The sequence below is a fragment of the Amycolatopsis bullii genome, from assembly GCF_014654205.1.
GTDB classification, from domain to species: Bacteria; Actinomycetota; Actinomycetes; order Mycobacteriales; family Pseudonocardiaceae; genus Amycolatopsis; species Amycolatopsis plumensis.
On record NZ_BNAW01000001.1, the window covers coordinates 262256 to 279553 of the forward strand.

Consider the following 17298-nt stretch of genomic DNA (forward strand, 5'->3'; position numbering starts at 1 on the left):
TCGGTCCTCCCCAAAAGCTTCGTGATCAGCCGGCTTCGAACAGCTCGATCTCGGAGATCGCGACGTCCGTGCCGTCGAGCGAGCGGTACAGCCCGGCCACGTGCAGCTCGACGCCGGTGGCGCCTTCGCTGTTCTCGATCGGGACTTCCTGGGCGTCCGGGGTGTCGGCCAGCGCCATGTCGTAGGTCTTGCCGGTGGAGAAGACCAGGTGCAGCTTCGACGGCCGGTGCTCGGCCGGGAAGTTCGCCGCGTCGCCGAGGTAGACGATCGCCTTCCGCAGGTCCGCCGGGTGGTCGAAGGTGAACACCACGGTCTGTTCCCGGTCGGCGGGCGCCGCCCAGAAGGTGTTCTTCGCGTTGTCGCTGATCAGCGGCGCCGCGTGCCCGGCGGCCTCCGCGGTCGCGGTCACCTTGATCGGGTGGACCGGGTTCAGCTTGGCCTCGAAGATGCCGGTCACCTGGCTCCACAGCCCCACCGCCGCCGTATTCATCGCGCCGCGGAAGGGCTGGTACAGCGCGTAGATCAACGCCGAGAAGATCAGCGCCACCGCGACGGCCCGGCGGATCACCTTGCCCACGGTCCGGCGCGCGGCCCCGGCCCGGCCGGTCCGGCGGCGGACGCCGTCCTTGCCGGGCCGCTCCCCCGCCTTGTGCTCCTTCGGCTTGCGGCCGAGCAGCCGCCGCCACCACGACGTCTTGACGACCTCGGACTCGGCCAGCGACGCGCCGCAGCGGCTGCAGAAGTTCCGCGTCGGCGCGTTGCCCTTGCCGCACCGGCCGCAGATCAGGTCGCCGGGGTTGAGGACCTGCTCCTCCACGGTCTGCTGCACCGGCTGCCGGACCGGGGCGATCGGCTCGGCGGGCTGCACGACCTGCTGCTGTTGCACCACCGGCTGCGCCTTGACCGCGACCGGGCCGTCGTCGTCCCACTTCAGGTAGCGGCCGCATTCGCCGCAGAACTCGACGTCGGCGGGCCCCTGGTGCCCGCACTCCGCGTAGATGACCATCTCCGTCAGCCCTCCAGCACTTCCACCGTGACCCGCACGTGGGCGGGCACCGCATCCACGACCGTCGCCGTCAGCCGGCGCACGTCGACCCGGGCCGGGTCGGGCACCCGCACGCGCACCTGCACCCACGGCGGTCCCGGGTCAGGCAGCGGCGCGCCCGGCTGCGGGTCGGCGACGACGCCCCCACTGTCGGTCACCTCGACGACGCCGCCGGTCAGCAGCCGCACGTGCTCGGTGAGGCCGCGCCGCGTGCCGCGCCACCGGTGCAGCTCGACCGAGCGCGTCACCAGCTGCCGCAGCTGCTCCGGACTCCAGCTCTCGTCCACGCGCAACGCGACCCAGTGGGCCAGCCAGCCGACGAAGTCGGCGGGTGCCACACCCGGGTCGAGGTAGCCCGCGAAGTTGTCCAAAGTGGAGATGACGGGGGCGAGGACCTCGTCGAGCGCGCCGGTGAAGCCCTGCACGAAGCGGTCCTCGGCGTACACCGCGGGCAGCTGCTCGCCGATCGGGTGCGGGCTGGCCAGCCCCGGGATGCCCGTCCTCATGCGCCCGCCTCCCGCACCCGCACCTGGTGCCCGAACGAAAACGCCAGCGCGTTCGGCGGCAGATCCAGCCGGTCCACCTGCTCGCCGCGCTCCCGCGTGATCGGGTTCGCGGCGAACAGGCGCACGTCCTCCACCAGCTCGACGCCGGGCAGCCGTTGCAGCACCGCGAACACCTCGCCCGACTGCACCGGCCGCCCGAACGGCCAGCCGTCGCCGTCCGGGCCGCCGCTGATCGGGTTGAAGTAGTCGTACAGGGCCTGGCTCGCCCGGGCGCCCAGCGCGCCCGCCGTCGTCCGGCGCCGGGCGCGCAGCCGCGCCACCACCGTGACCCCCTGGTAGAAGGGCGGCTCCACGGACACGAGCGCACCCACGCACCGCCGTTCGCCGAGGTGGCGCTCGATCCGGGCGCGCATGCCGGCTTCGAGCATCAGCGTCGCGAAGGCGAGTTCGCCGGTGTCGGGCACCGCCGGCACGACCAGGACCCGGATCGCTCCGGTCTCCCGCCCGTCGGCGCCGTGCGCGGGGATGCACCGCACCCGGGCCGCTTCCGGCGCCGCCTCGCGCGCGAGCTGCTCGTAGTCCTCGGCGGTGACCGCGCGGTCGCGGGTGCGCAGCAGCAGCGGGCCGCGGACCGCCGCGTCCCGCACCGACTCGCCGTCCACCCCGCCGATCGCCGGACGGCGGTTCACCACGCTGCTGACGAACGGGATCGGGTCCCGCTGCACCTCGAGCACCTCACGGGCGACGTTGCCGCGCCGGCCGCCCCCGGACCGGTACTCGGGCACGCGGATCGCGGCGGACTTGGCCGGGACGGCCCCGTAGTACCGGAGGCCGCCCTCGGGCTGGCGCACCGCCGGCCCGAACTCGACCTGCCCGCCGACGCGGTCGAGCATGACGTGCCGGTCGTCCGGGCCGGAGTCGGCGAAGGAGCGGACCTCCGTCCACGGCTGCCAGCCGTCCGGGCCCGAGACCTCGACGACCAGTTCGCCCTCCCCGACGACCACCGCGGGCCGGCCGAGCGGGAACCGCTGGCCCGGCGTGCCGTCGGAGGTCCCGACGACCTCGTTGCGGATGATCTCGGCGTGCACGGCGGCGACCGTGCCGCCGATGGTCGAGGCCTCGGCCGTGTGCAGCCGCGGCGAGCGCTGGTAGAACGGCTGGTTCTGCTTGGCCTCGACCAGGCGGCAGCGCAGCCAGCCGGCCCGCTGCCGGGCGAGCACCGACATCGCGTGCCCCTCCGGGACGTGCACCACGATGTCGCCGGCCCGGTTGAACGCGCCGGTGCTGTCCCGGTCGACCTCGCACGCCGCCCAGCCGGTGCCGTCCCAGGCCTCCCACAGCCACGGCGGGTCGCGCGGGTCGACGCCCTGGCCTTCGACTTCGCAGTCCATCCGCAGCAGCACCGCGCAGCCGGGGACGGCGTCCGACAGTCCGAAGAGGACCGCGTCGCCGGGGGCCGGCGTCTCGGAGAAGGCCGCGGGGCCACCGCCGACGAGCAGTTCGTCGGTGCGGTCGACCGGCGGCAGGCCGGTGTCGGCCGTGCTGGTCGCCAGGTGCGCGAGCGAGCACGGCACGATGTTCAGCGTGCGCTCGACGGTGAACACCACCGGGTCCTCGACCTCGTTGCGCACGCTCGCGACCTGCTTGCCGGCCGCGACGACCACCGGGACGTCCCGGGCGGCCGAAAGCCAGAACGTCACGTCGGTCCGCGCCGCGGCGGGCGGGAACAGCCGCACCCCGATCAGGTCGAGGAAGCGCAGGTAGTGCAGGTCGGGAACCCGGTTGAGCCGGTAGAGCAGCTGGTCGACCATCTGCGCGAAGGTCTCGATCAGCGTGACGCCGGGGTCGGAGACGTTGTGGTCGGTCCACTCCGGGCAGTTGCGCTGGACCAGGTACTTGGCTTCGTCCACCAGGTCCTGGAACCGGCGGTCGTCGAGGTTGGGCAGCGGCAGGGACATCACGCACCGTCCTCTGCGGACTCGTGCGGCGGGATGACGTAGAACGGGAAGACGAGGTTGCGCGGGTCGTTGGTGCCGCGCAGGCGGTAGCGGATGTCGATCAGCAGGGTGCCGCGGTCGGCCTGGTCGAAGCTGACGACGACGTCGTCGAGGGTGATCCGCGGCTCCCAGCGCTCGAGCGCGACCCGGACCTCGTAGGCGATCTGCCCGGCGGTCGCCGCGTCGGCGGGCGCGAACACGAGGTCGTGCACCGCGCAGCCGAACTCGGGGCGCATCGGGCGTTCGCCCGGCGAGGTCGCCAGGATCAGGCGGATGCTTTCGACGACCTCGCGCTCGCCGCCGACCAGCGCGATCGACCCGGTCGCGTCGGTGTGCAGCGGGAACGCCAGTCCCCGGCCCAGGAAATCCATCTCAGCCTCCGATCAGGACGGTCGGGCAGCCCATGACGATCGGCGCGCCGCAGGCGGCCATGTCGCCCATCCGGGCCGCCGGCATGCCGCCGATGAGCACCGTCGGGCAGCCCGGCGGCGCGATCGGCGTCGGCGGGTGCACCGCGGGCGGCGGGAACGAGCACGTGTGCAGCGTCCCGACGTTCGCGGCGGGCATCCCGCCGATCAGCACGGTCGGCACCCCCGGGCCGGCGATGACGCCCGGGTGCCCGGTCGGGTCGCCGACCCTCGCGGCTGGTGGCATGCGCACTCCCCGTCAGTTGATCTTGACCACGCTGCCGCGCACGGTGACGACACCGCTCGCGGTCAGCTCCGTCTGGCCCTGGCCCGCCACCGAAACCGTGGCGCCCTCGACCTTCACGCCCGTGGTGCCGTTCAGCTTCAGCTGGCTGGTCGCCTCGATGCTGGCGTCGGTCCGGGACTGCACGGACACCTTCTGGCCCTTGAGCTCCAGCGGCCCGGTGCCGGCGTCGATGCTCACGCCGTTCTGCGCCTTGACCGTGACGCTCTTGCCGCTGGTCACCTCGATGACCTGGTTCTTCTGGTCGATCTTGACCACGAACTTCGCGTCCCCCGACGCCAGGATGATCCCGTCGTCCTCGGCGAACTCGAGCTTGTGGCCCTTCCGCGAGACGAACCCGCGCAGCGCCACCTCGCCGCTGTTGCCGTCGACGACGGGTTTGGTGAACTTCGACGGCGCGGCGTCCTTGGTGTTGTAGAGGCCGCCGAGCACGTAGGGCGCCTCGAAGTCGCCGTGTTCGAAGCCGACCAGCACCTCGTCGCCGACTTCGGGCAGCACCACCGCGCCCCGGTCCTTGCCCGCGCCGGGCTGGACCGTGCGCGCCCAGGTGCTGGCGAAGTCCTTGTCCAGCCACGGGAACGTGAGCTTGACGCGGCCGAGCTTCGCCGGGTCCTTGAGGTCGCTCACCACCGCCGGCACGACGCCCGGCCAGGTCGAGCTCTGCGCCCCGCCCGCGACCAGGCCGTAGAGCGAGCGTTCCTGGCGGCCGGACACGGCGAACTCGGTGGTGTAGCCGACCTCGTCGTTGAACAGGTGGCGCGTGCTGGTGAGCGTGTACTTGCCGGAGAAGGGCCGGCCGACGCCGGTGAGCGTGACGGCGGTGCCGGCGCGCAGCTTCGGGTTGCCCTTGGCGACGCCGTCGAGCTCGGTGCACGCGCTGCCGAACCGGTCGGCCAGTGCTTTCGCGGTCGCGTCCGCCTCGCCCTGGCTGCGCCGGGGCGACGCGGCGTCGAGGAAGGCCGGGCTCGCGAACTTCCCCGCGAGCGCCACCGGGTCCACCCCCGGTACGTCGGTGCCGGCGTTCTTCGGGGTCGCGGTGGCGGCGATCGGCTGCTTGTTCTCGTAGTCCCAGCCGGTGACCCGCACCTCGGGGACCTGCTCGGCCGCGGTGACGCTGGCGCGCAGGGTGAGCAGCGTCCCGTGGGCCTCGAGGACGAGCGGGTCGGCGGTGGCCTTGGTGGTGGTCGGGGGCGCGCCGGACGGCTTCTCCGGGAGTTCGAAGTTCAGCTTCCCGTCCCGCACGGCGATCTGCGCGCCGACCACGTCGGCCAGCCGGGACAGGAACTCCCAGTCGCTGACGTTGTCCTGGGACAGCTGGGTGTTCGGGCGGCCGCCGAAGCCCTTGACGCTGTCGATCCTGCCGACCGGGAGGTTCGCGCGCTGGGCGACCTTGCGCACGACGTCCGAGACGGTCATGTTCGGGTACGCGGCGACCCGGCGCCCGCGGAACAGCCGGTGCGCGTGGTCGTACCCGCGGACCTCGGTGAACGTGCCGTGCGGGTCGAGGTCGATCGCGACCGCGGTGACCTCGCCCGAGAGCAGGTCCTGCGGGCCTTCCGGGTCCGACGTCTGGACCTTGAGTTTGATCTTGGCCCCGACCTTGAACTTCCCCTTGTCGAGCACGACGGTGCCGGGGTCGCGGAAGCGCAGCACGAACGTGTCCGGCAGGTTCCGGCTGTCGTCGACGTAGGCGTAGCTGAGCATCACCCGGACGTCGTCGGGCAGCGCGGTGCCCTCGACCTCGACCATGAGGGTGTTCGTGAAGGTCTCGTTAGCCATGGAGCTCCTCCAGCGCGGGCACCAGGAGGCGGGTGCCCGGCCGCAGCCGCATCGGGTCGTCGATGTCGTTGGCGTCGGCGATCTCGCGCCACTTCCCGGCGTCGCCGTAGGCGCGGAAGGCCACCGACGGCAGCGAGTCCCCGGCGACGAGCACGTGCGTGTCCCGCGCGGCGAGCGCACCGGAGGTCGGGTTCTGGCCGCCCAGCTCGCCGGAGATCTCCTCCAGGTTCACCGTGCAGACCGCGCGCACCGGCGTCCCCGCCGGCGTGAACAGCGTGTACTTCGCGGTGACGCTGGAGACGTACGCGGGGAAGCCGGTCATGCCACCCCACTTGAAGATCACCCACGGCGGTGACGGCTTCTTGTGCTGACGGCTGTCCTCGGTGGCCACGCAGCAGGTGAACAGCTGCTCGACCTTCTTGACGACGGCGTCGTCCATCTTGTCGGTGGCGTCGAGGAACATCTCGAGCGCGAGCTTGGCCGGATCGGACCCCTTGAACTGCGGTGGCGCGCTCTTCTTGGCGTTCGGCTGCGCGTCCCGGCCCCACTTGGCGTTCTTGCTCAGGGACAGTTCTTTGGGGTTGAACTGGAAGTCGATGTCGAACATGAAGTCCCCGGGCGGCTGCCCGGTCCCGCCCGACTGCGGCGGCTTGTGGACCTTGAGCTTCGCGCGCTGCAGGTTGCTGGGCGCCGGCGCCCCGGACCCGTAGGCCGCGGGCGGCTGGGAGCCGGCCGAGGTGAAGGTGACAGGTGAGGACACGGGTCAGCCCTTCTTCGCCGGGCTGAGGAAGCCGTGGTGGGCCAGTTCGAGGGTCTCGGTGGCGACCTTCGGCGAGTCGGGCGAGAGCTGCGGGCCACTCCAGCGCACCGGGACGACGCCTTCGAGCGCCCAGCTGGCGATCACCTTGCCTTCGAGGGTGCGCGCCTCGATGGTGGCGGTCTTGCGTTCGATCCCGCTCGCCAGGCTGGCGAACCACTTGGTGATCTGGGCACTGGCCTCGGTGACCGGGCGCGAGAGCTTGATGTTCGAGTACTTGATCCGGGTCGGCAGCTGCCAGACCATGCCGTTGTTGCCGCCTTCTTCCCGCTGTTCCATGACGAATTCGCAGCCGAGGCCGTCGCAGCTGGAGAACGCGCCGAGGTTGCCGAGGTTCTTGTCGTCCAGCTTGACGACGTAGCACACGGCAACGGCCTCTTCGGTGTCCGGCATCGGCTCCTCCTTCAGTGCGGGCGGTCGGTGAGCGCGCCCCGGCGCTCACGGTCCAGACGGAGTTCGGTCTTCAGGCGCCGCAGGAGCGGGTCGAAGAGTTTCTTGACGAGTTCTTCGGTTTCCATGGGCGGTTGGTGCTGTGGTGCGGGCGCCGGGGTGGGTGCGGGTTCGGGGTCGCGCTGGACGACCTGGGTGAAGGTGGGGCCGGGCGCCGGGTCCGGTGTGGACGGTGGGGCGCTGTGGTCGTTGCTGTGGTCGGCGATCCGCGCGACGGGGAGGACCGCGGGGGGCGGCGGGGCTTCGGGGGTGTGTGGGACCGAGGTGGCCGGGCCATCGATAGCCCGTGCGACTGGCAGCGGCGCGGAGGTGGTTTCGGAGCTTCCGGCTGCGCGGGCCACCGGGAGTGCCGGGGCATCGGTCGCGCGCGCGACCAGAAGCGGTGGCACGGCGGCTCCGGCGACGGGCGCCAGGTCGTTGGCGGCCCGTGCCACCGGCAGCACCGGGTGTCCGGTCGGCGGGGAGCTCTCGGTCGCGCGGCTGACGGGAAGTCCTGGGGTTTCTCCAGCTCGGGCGACCGGGAGCGCGGCCGTGGAACTTTCAAGTGTGCGAGCCACCGGGAATGCCGCGGTTTCTGCCGGCCGGGTGGTTCCGCCCATCGGCGCTGCTAGGCCTTCGACCGTCCCGTCGGAAGCCATGGGAACGGTGGGGACCTCGTCGGCTCGAGCCACCGGGAGCAGCGGCACCGCGGCGCGCGAGGGCTCGAGGATGCCGACGACCTTCGGTGCCGCTCCCGCCGGGGAAGCAGGCGCGTCCTCGACCGCTCGCGTGATCGAAAGCAGCGGCGCCGCCCCGGCCGGTGCCGCTTTCGTGGCGGGGAGTGCCGGAATCTCCGTCGCTCGCAGCACCGGAAGCGGTGCTCGCTCGGCCACTCGCGCCGCGGGGTCGGCCGGGGTCTCGGCCACGCGCAGGACCGGAAGCGGTGAAGCCTCCTGGGCCACCGGGAGAGCCGAGCTCTCGGGCGACGGCGCGGACTTCTGGACCGTCGACGCCACCGGAACCACTGCGATCTCGGCCGACGGCAGCGAGGACCTCTGCGCCACGGGGAGCGCCGAAGTCTCGATCCCTCGCGTCGACAGAGGCAACGGATCCTCCGCCATCCTGGCCACCGCAAGCGGCGAGTCACCGGCAGGCCCCGCCGCCGGGGACTGGAGCGGTGCGGGAGATTCGGCCGCCCGCGAGACCGGAGACTGCGCCGCGGTCGGCGGCGGCTCGACCACCCGCGAAACCGCCAGTGAAACCTCCGCCGCAGTCTCCGCCGCCCGAGAAGCCACCGACGGCGCCTCCACCGGTGGCACCACCGGACTCGCACCTGCCCGCGACGACTCCCCCGCGACCGGCAAGACCGGGACCTCGACCGTCCGCGAACCCGCCAGCGGGGACTCCCCCACCACCGGAGTCTCGACCGCTCGCGAGACCAGCGGAGATTCCGCCGCGGTCGGCGCGGTCTCAGCCGCCCGAGAAGCCCCCGACGGCGCCTCCACCGCCGGACTCTCGATCGCCCGCGAAACCACCAGCGGAGACTCCCCCGCGATCGGCGCCATCGGGTGCTCAACCGCCCGCGGAGACTCCCCAGCGGTCGACACCACCGGCAGCGCCGGGCTCTCGACCGCCCGCGCGACCGTCAGCGGCGACTCGTGCACCGCTCCCCCCATCGGGCCCCCGGAGCTCTCGACCACCCGCGAGACCGTCGGCGGCAACTCGTACGCCGCTCCCCCCATCGGGCCCCCGGAATTCTCGACCACCCGCGGCGGCGACTCGTGCACCGGACCCCCAACCAGGCTTCCGGAACTCTCGACCCCCGAGACCGTCGTCGGCGACTCGTGCGTCGCTCCCCTCATCGGCTCCCCGGAACTCTCGACCACCCGCGCGACCGTCAGCGGTGACTCGTGCACCGGACGCCCAACCAGGGTTCCGGAACTCTCGGCCACCCGCGAGACCACCGGCGGCGACTCGTGCGCCGCTCCCCCCATCGGCTCCCCGGAACTCTCGACCACCCGCGAGACCGTCGGCGCAGACTCCTGCACCGCGAGAGGCACCGGCGTCTCGGCCACCAGCGGCGAACTCTCGACCACCCGTGACACCGGCAAGCCCGCCTCCCGAGCCCCCGACGCGACCGGAAGTTCCGAGACCGGAGCGGAAACGCTCGTCGAGCCGCCCGGTGTCCCGGGCGGCTCCGTGGTGTCGAGCGGGCGGAAGCTGTTCACCGGCGGTGAACCGGTCGGCGGCATCGCGGACGAAGCGATCGGCGAGCCGGGCGAATCTTCAAGGCGCGACACCGGAAGCGACGGAGCAGGCCCAGGCAGCATCGGCGCGCCGAGCCCCAGCCGCCGTGGCACCGCCTGCTCCGTCCGCTGGACGAGGGGCAGCGCCGGCCGCGCCGGCTCGACCGGCGCCGGTTCGGGCGCCCGCGGTTCGGGCGCCGCCAGCGGGACCACCGGGGTGTCCGCGGCCGCCGGAGTGTCCACGGGGGACGGCTCCGCGATCGCCTGCAGTGTCCGCACCGGCGGGGTGACCGCGCTCCCGGCCGACGTCAACGGCGGCACGGCCGCGGTCGCCGCGACCACCGGCAGCACCAGCGGCAGGTCCACGGCCGGGGACACGGCCCGCTGCACCGCCGGCCCGGGAGTCGCCACCGGCAGGGCCGGTCGCACGAGGTCGCCCATGACGCCTGCGGGCTCGCCCGGGCCCACGCTGTGCCCGAGCGGCTCGAGGTAGCCCGGGCTCTGCCACGACGTCAGCGCCGAGCTGAACCGCTGCACCGGGTTGACCAGCGGGTGCTCGGCCAGCACCCGCTGGATCGGCGCGACGCTCCGCCACTCCCCGCGCGTCACCGGCAAGGCGGCCGGTTCAGGCGAAGGCGCCGGCGCAGGCGCAGACGAGACCGCCGGCGGCCGTGCCTCCTTCCTGCGGAACCACATCGTGCGTCACCGTCCCTGGCTCATCCGGGTGTTGATCCGGGCGATCTCGGCGACGTAGGTCAACCGGTCGGGGTGTTCGAGGTCGAGGATGTCGTCGAGGGACCAGTGCAGGTGGTAGGCGACGTACGCGACTTCCTCGTGCAGCCGGTCGGCCGCGTACGTCACGATTCCCCCAGGCGGCCACCGGCGACGTCGACGACGAAGCTGTGGCCGCACTCGGGACACGCCACGCTCGCCCTGGTGTGGCCCTCGCTGTTGACCCGGCGGTACATGTCCTGCAGGAACGCCAGGTCGGAGGCGAACAGGTTCTCGATGATCCCCGCGTGCACGTCGGTGATGTCGCCGATGCGGGTGACCACCCGGGCCAGCAGCACCACCGTGAGGAACGCCGAGTTCTCGCGCACCCGGTCGTCCCGCAGCGGGATCAGCTCGTCGCGGGCGGTGGCCAGGCGCATCACACCGGAGTGGTGCACCTTGCCCTCGTCGTCGACGTACCCGCGCGGGAGCTCGAACGCGAACTCCGTCCGCAGCTTCGGCCGCTCGGTCCGGGGCTCGCCCGCCGGAGCGGGCGCTTCCTCGACCGGCGCCGACGCCATCACCCTGCGCATCGGCTCACTCGACTTCCATCTGCTCGTAGGTGATGACGAGCTTCTCGGTGAGCACGCTCGTGTCGCCGGCCTTCAGCGAACCGATCTCCAGGCTCTTCGGCCAGGCGTTGGTCAGCTTGTAGCGCTTGAGCGCGGTGCCTTCGTAGTCGTAGACGATGATCGCGCCGCCCTTGCGGGCGGTCGTCATCTTGCCGAAGTGGGCGTCCTTGACCCACTTCTCGAAGCTGTTGTCCTCGGTGAGGCCGCGGGTCAGCGTGACCTCGCCCGCCTTGGGGCGGCCGGGCAGCTTCTTGATGACGTACTTGCCGTCGACGGTGTTCTGCTTGAGCTCGATGACGTCCTGCTCCATCTTGAGGCCGGAGACCTCGGAGATCTGCTTGATCTGGACGCCGTCGATCTCGAGCCCGAAGGAGTGGCCGACAGCCTTGTCGAGATCGGGAAGTGCCATGTCAGAACCCCTTCACTACTCGTTGACGAGGCTGGTGCCGCCGGACATCTGGGCCAGCCGGAAGATCACGAACTCCGCCGGTTTCACCGGGGCGATGCCGACTTCGCAGATCACCTGGCCGAGGTCGATGCCCTCGGCCGGGTTGGTCTCGCGGTCGCACTTGACGAAGAAGGCCTCGTCCGGGGTGAGCCCGAACAACGCACCCTTGCGCCACTCCATGACCAGGAACGCGCTGATCGTGCGCCGGATCCGGGCCCACAGCGCGTCGTCGTTCGGCTCGAACACGACCCACTGGGTACCGCCGAGGATGGACTCCTCGAGGTAGTTGAACAGCCGCCGCACGTTCAGGTAGCGCCACGCCGGATCGCTCGACAGCGTCCGCGCGCCCCAGACCCGGATCCCCTTGCCGGAGAACGACCGCACGCAGTTGACGCCGATCGGGTTGAGCAGTTCCTGCTCCGCCTTGGTCAGGTGCGTCTCGAGCGCGAGCGCGCCGCGGACGACCTCGTTGGCCGGGGCCTTGTGCACACCGCGGGTGGCGTCGGTGCGGGCCCACACGCCGGCCATGTGGCCGCTTGGCGGAATGTACGTGTTGGTGCCCGAAGCGGGGTCGAGGACCTGGACCCACGGGTAGTACAGCGCGGCGTACTTCGAGTCGTACCCGGCCGCGTCCATCCGCCAGCTGCGGACTTCCTGGGGGTTGAGCGCGGGCGGCGGGTCGATGATCGCCATCCGGTCGCCCATCAGCTCGCAGTGCGCGATCATCGCCAGCTGCACGGCCTTGACCGTGTCGAGGTCGATGAGGTCGCGCTGGTAGGCGGCCATCAGGTCCGGCGCCGCGACCATGGTGATCTCGTCGATCGCCTCCAGGCCGCCGAAGCCGGTCCGGTCGGCGACGTCGCCGACGTAGTCGTCCGCCGCGACCCGGCCCGGGACCGGCGGGGCGTCCGACTCCTTCGGCGGCGGCGAAAGCACCGCGGTGCCCTTGTCGGGCTTGGTGACCGCACCGCCGGTGGCGACCTCTTCGACGGTGATCAGGCCGGACTTCTCCCGCACCGCGGTGACGACGTTCTCCTTGGTGCGCTTGGTCGTCACGTTGTGCGTTTCGACGACCTTGCCGTCCTGCTTGACCAGCACGGTGAAGCGGTCGTCGGCGGGGTTGTCGCCGGCCGCGTCGGCGACCTCGACGGTGATCTCGCCGGCCTGCTTGCCCTCCGGCAGCTCCTTGGCGACGAAGCGGTAGCCGCCGAGCACGGCCTGGCGGCCCGTGAGCTGTTTCGGCGCGGCGCCGTTGTCCTGGGCGCGCGATCCGCCGATGCGGACGATGTAGCAGTTGGTGCCCCCGTTGAGGAAGTAGCCGTAGACCGACTGGGCCAGGTAGCAGCCCTCCATGAAGTCACCGAAGGTCTGGGTGAACTGACCCCAGTTGGACACCAGCGTCGGGGTGTTGAAGGGACCGTCCGCCGCGAAGCCGACGAAGGCGGCCACTGCGGTGCCCACGCCCTCGATCGGCCGTGCGCCGGCTTCGATCTCCTCGACGTACACCCCCGGCGTGAGATAGGTGGGCATGCGTGCCTCCCTTGTCGACGCACAAGTCTTGTCTTCGGCGATGCTGCTGCCAGGGCCTTCCCCGCGGAACGACCGTGCGGCTAGGCCCGCGGGAACCGATCTCTGCCCTTAAAGGCAACTGCCCGGAGGGGCAGCCGGGCCTGCCCCGACGGCCGTTGGCAACCGCCCCCGGCGCGGCCGACAGTGAAGCCATGCCACCGGCGCGGGACAAAGCGCCACGCGAGCTGTCCGGGCAGCCCGCGCGGCCACCTCGCCCTGCGCGCCGTCCGGTCCCGCCGGCGTTGCTGCGTCTGCAGGCCTCCGCGGGCAACGCGGCCGTGTCGAGGCTCGTCGCACTGCAGCGGCAGAGCTGCCCCGCTCCCCCGGTCGCGCCGCCGGGCGTGACACCGGCGTCCGACCCGAAGTTCCAGTCACTGAAGAAGGACGTCGGCGACAAGGCGAAGACGGCGAAGGCGCACCCGCCCGCCGCCGCGGAGGTCAAGAAGGCCCAGGACGCCGCGGTGGCGCCCGCCGACGACAAGGACGCGCAGGCCAAGGCGGCCCAGGCGGACAAGATGGCGGCGGCGAAGCCGGCCGGCTTCGACAAGGCGGCCTTCATCGCCGCGGTGAACGCCGCGATCGCCAAGCAGGCGCCGAAGAACCTCGACGAGGCCGACAAGTTCGCCACGTCCGGCAAGGCGGACCAGGTCAAGACCGAGGTGCTGGGCAAGGTCACCAGCGGCAAGGACGCCTCGGCCAAGGACGTCACCGACCGGACGAAGGAGCCGCCCGATCCCGGCCGCGCCGTGGAAAAGCCGGTCACCCCGCTGCCGGAAGCCCCGGCCCCGCCCGCGTTGACCCCGCCGGACGCACGCAAGGCCACTCCGGACAAGGCGCCCCCCGAACAGACCGACCTGCGCGCCGACCAGTGCGAAACCCACGGCGCGATGGCCGCGGCGGGCGTCACCGACCAGCAGCTGGCCGAGTCCAACGAGCCGGCGTTCACCGGCGCGCTGGCCGCGAAGCAGGAGGGCGAGCAGCACACGGCTTCGGCGCCGGCGGCGGTCCGCGAGTCCGAAGCCGGGCAGCTGGCCGCGGTGACCGGCGCGGCCCAGGCGTCCGGGCAGGCCGCGATGGCGGGCATGACGGGCGCGCGTTCGTCGTCGGCCCAGCGCGGCCAGGCGGCGAAGTCGGCCACCAAGTCGAAGGACGAGCAGGACCGGGCGCGGATCACCGGCGAGATCAAGGCGATCTTCGACGAGACCAAGACGAAGGTCGAAGGCGTGCTGGGAGCGCTCGACGACCAGGTGGCGAAGAGGTTCGAGGCGGGCGAGGCACAGGCCAAGGCCGCGTTCACCGCCGACCACCAGGCGCGGATGAAGCGCTACAGGGACGAGCGCTACGACGGCGTCACCGGCGCGGCACGGTGGGCGTACGACCTGTTCGCCGACCTGCCGGCCGAAGCGAACAACCTGTTCCTGGAGGCCAAGAAGGTCTACGAGTCGAAGATGCAGGCGGTCATCAGCGACATCGCGGACTTCGTCGGCCAGAAGCTGACCGAGGCGAAACAGCTCATTTCGGACGGGCGCGCGAAAGTCCAGCAGAAGGTGGCGTCCCAATCCCCGGCGTTGCGCAAGATCGCGGGCGAGGCGGCGAAGGAGTTCGGCGGCCAGTTCGACGACCTCGAGAAGTCCGTCGACGAGAAGCAGGAATCGCTGGTCGAGGACCTCGCCCAGAAGTACACCGAGGCCCGCAACGCGGTCGACGAGGAGATCAAGGCCCTGCAGGCCGAGAACAAGGGCCTGTGGAGCAAGGCGAAGGAGGCCGTCGGCGGCGCGATCGAGACGATCCTTTCGCTGAAGAACCTGCTCCTCGGCGTGCTGTCCCGGGCGGCGAACGCGGTCGGGTTGATCATCGCCAAGCCGATCGAATTCCTCGGCAACCTGGTCAACGCGGTCAAGACCGGCGTCATGAACTTCGGCGCCAACATCGTCCAGCACCTCAAGGACGGGCTGAAGGGATGGCTGCTCGGCAACCTGGCGAACGCGGGCATCGAGATCCCCGAGTCACTGGACGCCAAGGGCATCCTGAAGATGGTCCTGTCGCTGCTGGGCCTGACCTGGGCGAGCGTCCGCGCCCGCATCCTGCGGTTCATCCCCGAGCCGGTGCTGACCAAACTGGAGCAGACGTTCGAGGTGGTCAAGATCCTGATCACCGAGGGCGTCCCGGGCCTGCGGCGCTGGATCGTCGAGAAGCTGGGCGACCTGAAAGAGATGGTCCTCGGCCAGATCAAGGAATTCGTGATCGAGAAGATCGTCAAGGCAGGCATCACCTGGATCATCTCAATGCTCAACCCGGCGGCAGCGTTCATCAAGGCCTGCAAGGCGATCTACGACATCGTGATGTTCTTCGTGGACAAGGCGGCGCAGATCAAAGAATTCGTGGACTCGGTACTCGACTCGGTGGAGTCGATCGCCCGCGGCGGGGCGGGGGCCGTAGCGGGGCTGATCGAGCGGACGCTGGCGAAGGCGTTGCCGATGGTGCTGGGGTTCTTGGCCAGTTTGCTGGGGCTGGGCGGGATTTCGGAGAAGATCAAGTCAGTGCTGGAGAAGGTCCAGGCCCCGGTGGGCAAGGTGATCGACTCCGTCGTGGGGACGATCGTCAAGGCGGGGAAGAAGGTCTGGTCGAAGCTCAAGGGCGGCAAGAAGAAGGACGACGATCCGCCAGCCAAGCAGAAGCGCCTGGACGATGGGCTTGCCGCCGCCCAGAGTGCGGTCAACCGGTTCGCCGGACGGCCCGTAATGGCCAACGTGCTGAAACCGCTGATGTTCGGCATCAAACTGAGGTACCGGATGACCCGCCTCGAAGTCGTTCCAGAGGGGGAAAAATGGGCAGTGGAAGGTGAAGTCAACCCGAAGGGAAAGAATTCGACCAACGCTCAAATCACCAAGATCGATCCGCAGAAGGTCCGGGCGGCGATCTCTGCTGCCAAGTCCGAACTCGCTCGGGCGAAGAGTGAATACAAGGCCATCAAAGCTCACGACCCGGAAGCCGTACTCGCGTGCGGGAACGGGCAGACGCGACGACAGGGAGGAGGGTCCTCGCCCGAGCATGAGACGAAGGACGCCGAAAGCGGACAACGCTGGCTGGAAGCCGATGCGGCCCGATGGGGCGATCTCGGCCGGGTGACAGCGGCGAACCTCCGCGAGATGACCACCTTGACCCCTGCCGCCGAACGGAAGCTCCGGCGGCTGCGCAAGCAGGAGAGCATCGACGAACTGTTGAGCAAGTCGAGCAGCTACATGTACGCGGGCCGGCGCAAGAAGGACCGTGAAGCTCACTTGGCGAAGACCGGCGAGTACCTGCCCCGTCGCGACTTCAAGGACCGCGGAATACCCGGTGCGACGAGCGTGGTGCACGCCGAGAAGCTCCTCCGGCAGGCAACCGGAGCCCAAGCCATCGGCGTCGACCCGCTTGACCAGTGCGGGGACTGTCAAATGTGGTTCCAGGCTCAAGCAAAGGCGGCCAACGACTTCATCGTCGTCGCCTCGAAGCAGGTTAGGATATTCATGCCGGACGGCACGGTTAAATCGCCATCGGACTTCCGCTGACGTCACCGCGCGCGAGAAGCGGGACCTCAGGCCTCTTCTTCGCCCTCTTCCTCACGCTGCACAAACGTCTGCGCCATCTTCTCCTCTTCGCCCTCTTCAGCGGCAGGAGCTTCTTCCTCACGCTGGACAGTCATTCGCTGCACCTGCTCCTCGTGCGCCCCACCATCCTCACACCGCTGAACCGCAGGCCCGGCAGCCACAGCGGGCGCAGACATCAGCCGATCCGCGTTCGCCACCGCTTCACGCTCGAACCGATCCGAAGGATCCGAAACCTTGACCCCACCCCCGGCATCCGTCCCCTCCACCGGACCGCTCCGCTGCTGCACCACATGCGTCAGCTCATGCGCCAGCATGTGCTTCCCGGAATCCGACGACGGGTCGTACTTGTCCCGCTGGAAAACGATGTTCGACCCCACCGTGTAAGCCTGCGCGTTCACCGACTTCGCCGAGTCGTGCGCCGCCCCGTCGGTGTGCACGCGGACGTCGGAGAAGTCGGTCCCGAAGCGGGTCTCCATGTCCTCGCGCGTCGAAGAATCCAGTGGCGCTCCGCCGCCCGAACCGACCACGTCGTGGACCGGGGAGCGCTCCTCCTCCACCAGCGATGCCGTCCCCGCGTTGCCCACCGCGCGCTGGAGACCCAGCATGCCCGCCGGGCCCAGGACGTCGGTGCGGCCGGCCGCTGCCGCGCGGCCCAGGAGGTCGTGGTCCTCCCGGTCGATGCGGTCACCCTTCGGCCGCAGGGTCGGGTCGAAGTCGTTGTCATGGCTGTACCCGCGCATGTTCGCTCCCTCCACCGCCCGTAAAGCTTGCCCTGCCGCGGCAGCGAACACCAGACTGCGCCGGCCGTCCGAACGGGC

At 70.9% G+C, this 17298-nt stretch carries 15 protein-coding genes; 1 reads left to right on the forward strand and 14 read right to left on the reverse strand.

The features are described from left to right. Nucleotides 1-25 precede the first annotated feature (25 nt). The 13 genes from IE317_RS01170 to IE317_RS01230 form a co-directional block, all read right to left on the reverse strand. Nucleotides 26-1006, reverse strand: a complete 981-nt coding sequence (locus tag IE317_RS01170) for a zinc ribbon domain-containing protein (RefSeq protein WP_191306132.1) — start codon at nucleotides 1004-1006, stop codon at nucleotides 26-28. Nucleotides 1007-1011: 5 nt separating this feature from the next. Continuing rightward, nucleotides 1012-1551, reverse strand: a complete 540-nt coding sequence (locus IE317_RS01175) for a phage tail protein (RefSeq protein WP_191306133.1) — start codon at nucleotides 1549-1551, stop codon at nucleotides 1012-1014. Then, on the reverse strand, nucleotides 1548-3509 hold the full coding sequence (locus IE317_RS01180) for a putative baseplate assembly protein (protein ID WP_191306134.1): 1962 nt from the start codon (nucleotides 3507-3509) through the stop codon (nucleotides 1548-1550). The genes IE317_RS01175 and IE317_RS01180 overlap by 4 nt, the downstream gene beginning before the upstream one ends. Beyond that, complete coding sequence (locus IE317_RS01185) at nucleotides 3509-3919, reverse strand: GPW/gp25 family protein (protein WP_191306135.1); 411 nt, start codon at nucleotides 3917-3919, stop codon at nucleotides 3509-3511. The genes IE317_RS01180 and IE317_RS01185 overlap by 1 nt, the downstream gene beginning before the upstream one ends. A 1-nt stretch (nucleotide 3920) precedes the next feature. Then, nucleotides 3921-4202 carry a PAAR domain-containing protein gene (locus IE317_RS01190; RefSeq protein WP_003098529.1) on the reverse strand — a complete coding sequence of 94 codons (282 nt, stop codon included), beginning with the start codon at nucleotides 4200-4202 and terminating at the stop codon, nucleotides 3921-3923. 12 nt (nucleotides 4203-4214) lie between these two features. Beyond that, nucleotides 4215-6038: a VgrG-related protein gene (locus IE317_RS01195; RefSeq protein WP_191306136.1), complete on the reverse strand. Its 1824-nt coding sequence runs from the start codon at nucleotides 6036-6038 to the stop codon at nucleotides 4215-4217. Beyond that, nucleotides 6031-6798, reverse strand: coding sequence for a CIS tube protein (locus tag IE317_RS01200; protein WP_191306137.1), 768 nt, complete (start codon nucleotides 6796-6798; stop codon nucleotides 6031-6033). Before IE317_RS01200 ends, IE317_RS01195 begins: the two co-directional genes overlap by 8 nt. Nucleotides 6799-6801: 3 nt before the next feature. After that, complete coding sequence (locus IE317_RS01205; protein WP_086680386.1) at nucleotides 6802-7248, reverse strand: phage tail protein; 447 nt, start codon at nucleotides 7246-7248, stop codon at nucleotides 6802-6804. A gap of 11 nt (nucleotides 7249-7259) precedes the next feature. Next, on the reverse strand, nucleotides 7260-10139 hold the full coding sequence (locus IE317_RS01210) for a hypothetical protein (RefSeq protein ID WP_373308955.1): 2880 nt from the start codon (nucleotides 10137-10139) through the stop codon (nucleotides 7260-7262). 93 nt (nucleotides 10140-10232) lie between these two features. Then, nucleotides 10233-10391, reverse strand: a complete 159-nt coding sequence (locus IE317_RS01215) for a DUF6760 family protein (protein ID WP_003098516.1) — start codon at nucleotides 10389-10391, stop codon at nucleotides 10233-10235. Then, the gene (locus tag IE317_RS01220) at nucleotides 10388-10834 is read right to left on the reverse strand and encodes a hypothetical protein (RefSeq protein ID WP_191306139.1); all 447 of its coding nucleotides are present in this window, start codon (nucleotides 10832-10834) and stop codon (nucleotides 10388-10390) included. The genes IE317_RS01215 and IE317_RS01220 overlap by 4 nt, the downstream gene beginning before the upstream one ends. A 4-nt stretch (nucleotides 10835-10838) precedes the next feature. Further along, nucleotides 10839-11282 carry a phage tail protein gene (locus tag IE317_RS01225; protein WP_086682601.1) on the reverse strand — a complete coding sequence of 148 codons (444 nt, stop codon included), beginning with the start codon at nucleotides 11280-11282 and terminating at the stop codon, nucleotides 10839-10841. 15 nt (nucleotides 11283-11297) lie between these two features. After that, on the reverse strand, nucleotides 11298-12851 hold the full coding sequence (locus IE317_RS01230; RefSeq protein ID WP_191306140.1) for a phage tail sheath family protein: 1554 nt from the start codon (nucleotides 12849-12851) through the stop codon (nucleotides 11298-11300). Between the two features lie 191 nt (nucleotides 12852-13042). Between IE317_RS01230 and IE317_RS01235 the strand changes: the two genes are divergently transcribed. Next, the gene (locus tag IE317_RS01235) at nucleotides 13043-16441 is read left to right on the forward strand and encodes a phage tail protein (protein ID WP_229902400.1); all 3399 of its coding nucleotides are present in this window, start codon (nucleotides 13043-13045) and stop codon (nucleotides 16439-16441) included. 26 nt (nucleotides 16442-16467) lie between these two features. Here the strand turns inward: IE317_RS01235 and IE317_RS01240 are convergent, their stop codons facing one another. Next, nucleotides 16468-17220, reverse strand: a complete 753-nt coding sequence (locus IE317_RS01240; RefSeq protein WP_191306141.1) for an eCIS core domain-containing protein — start codon at nucleotides 17218-17220, stop codon at nucleotides 16468-16470. Nucleotides 17221-17298: the final 78 nt, after the last annotated feature.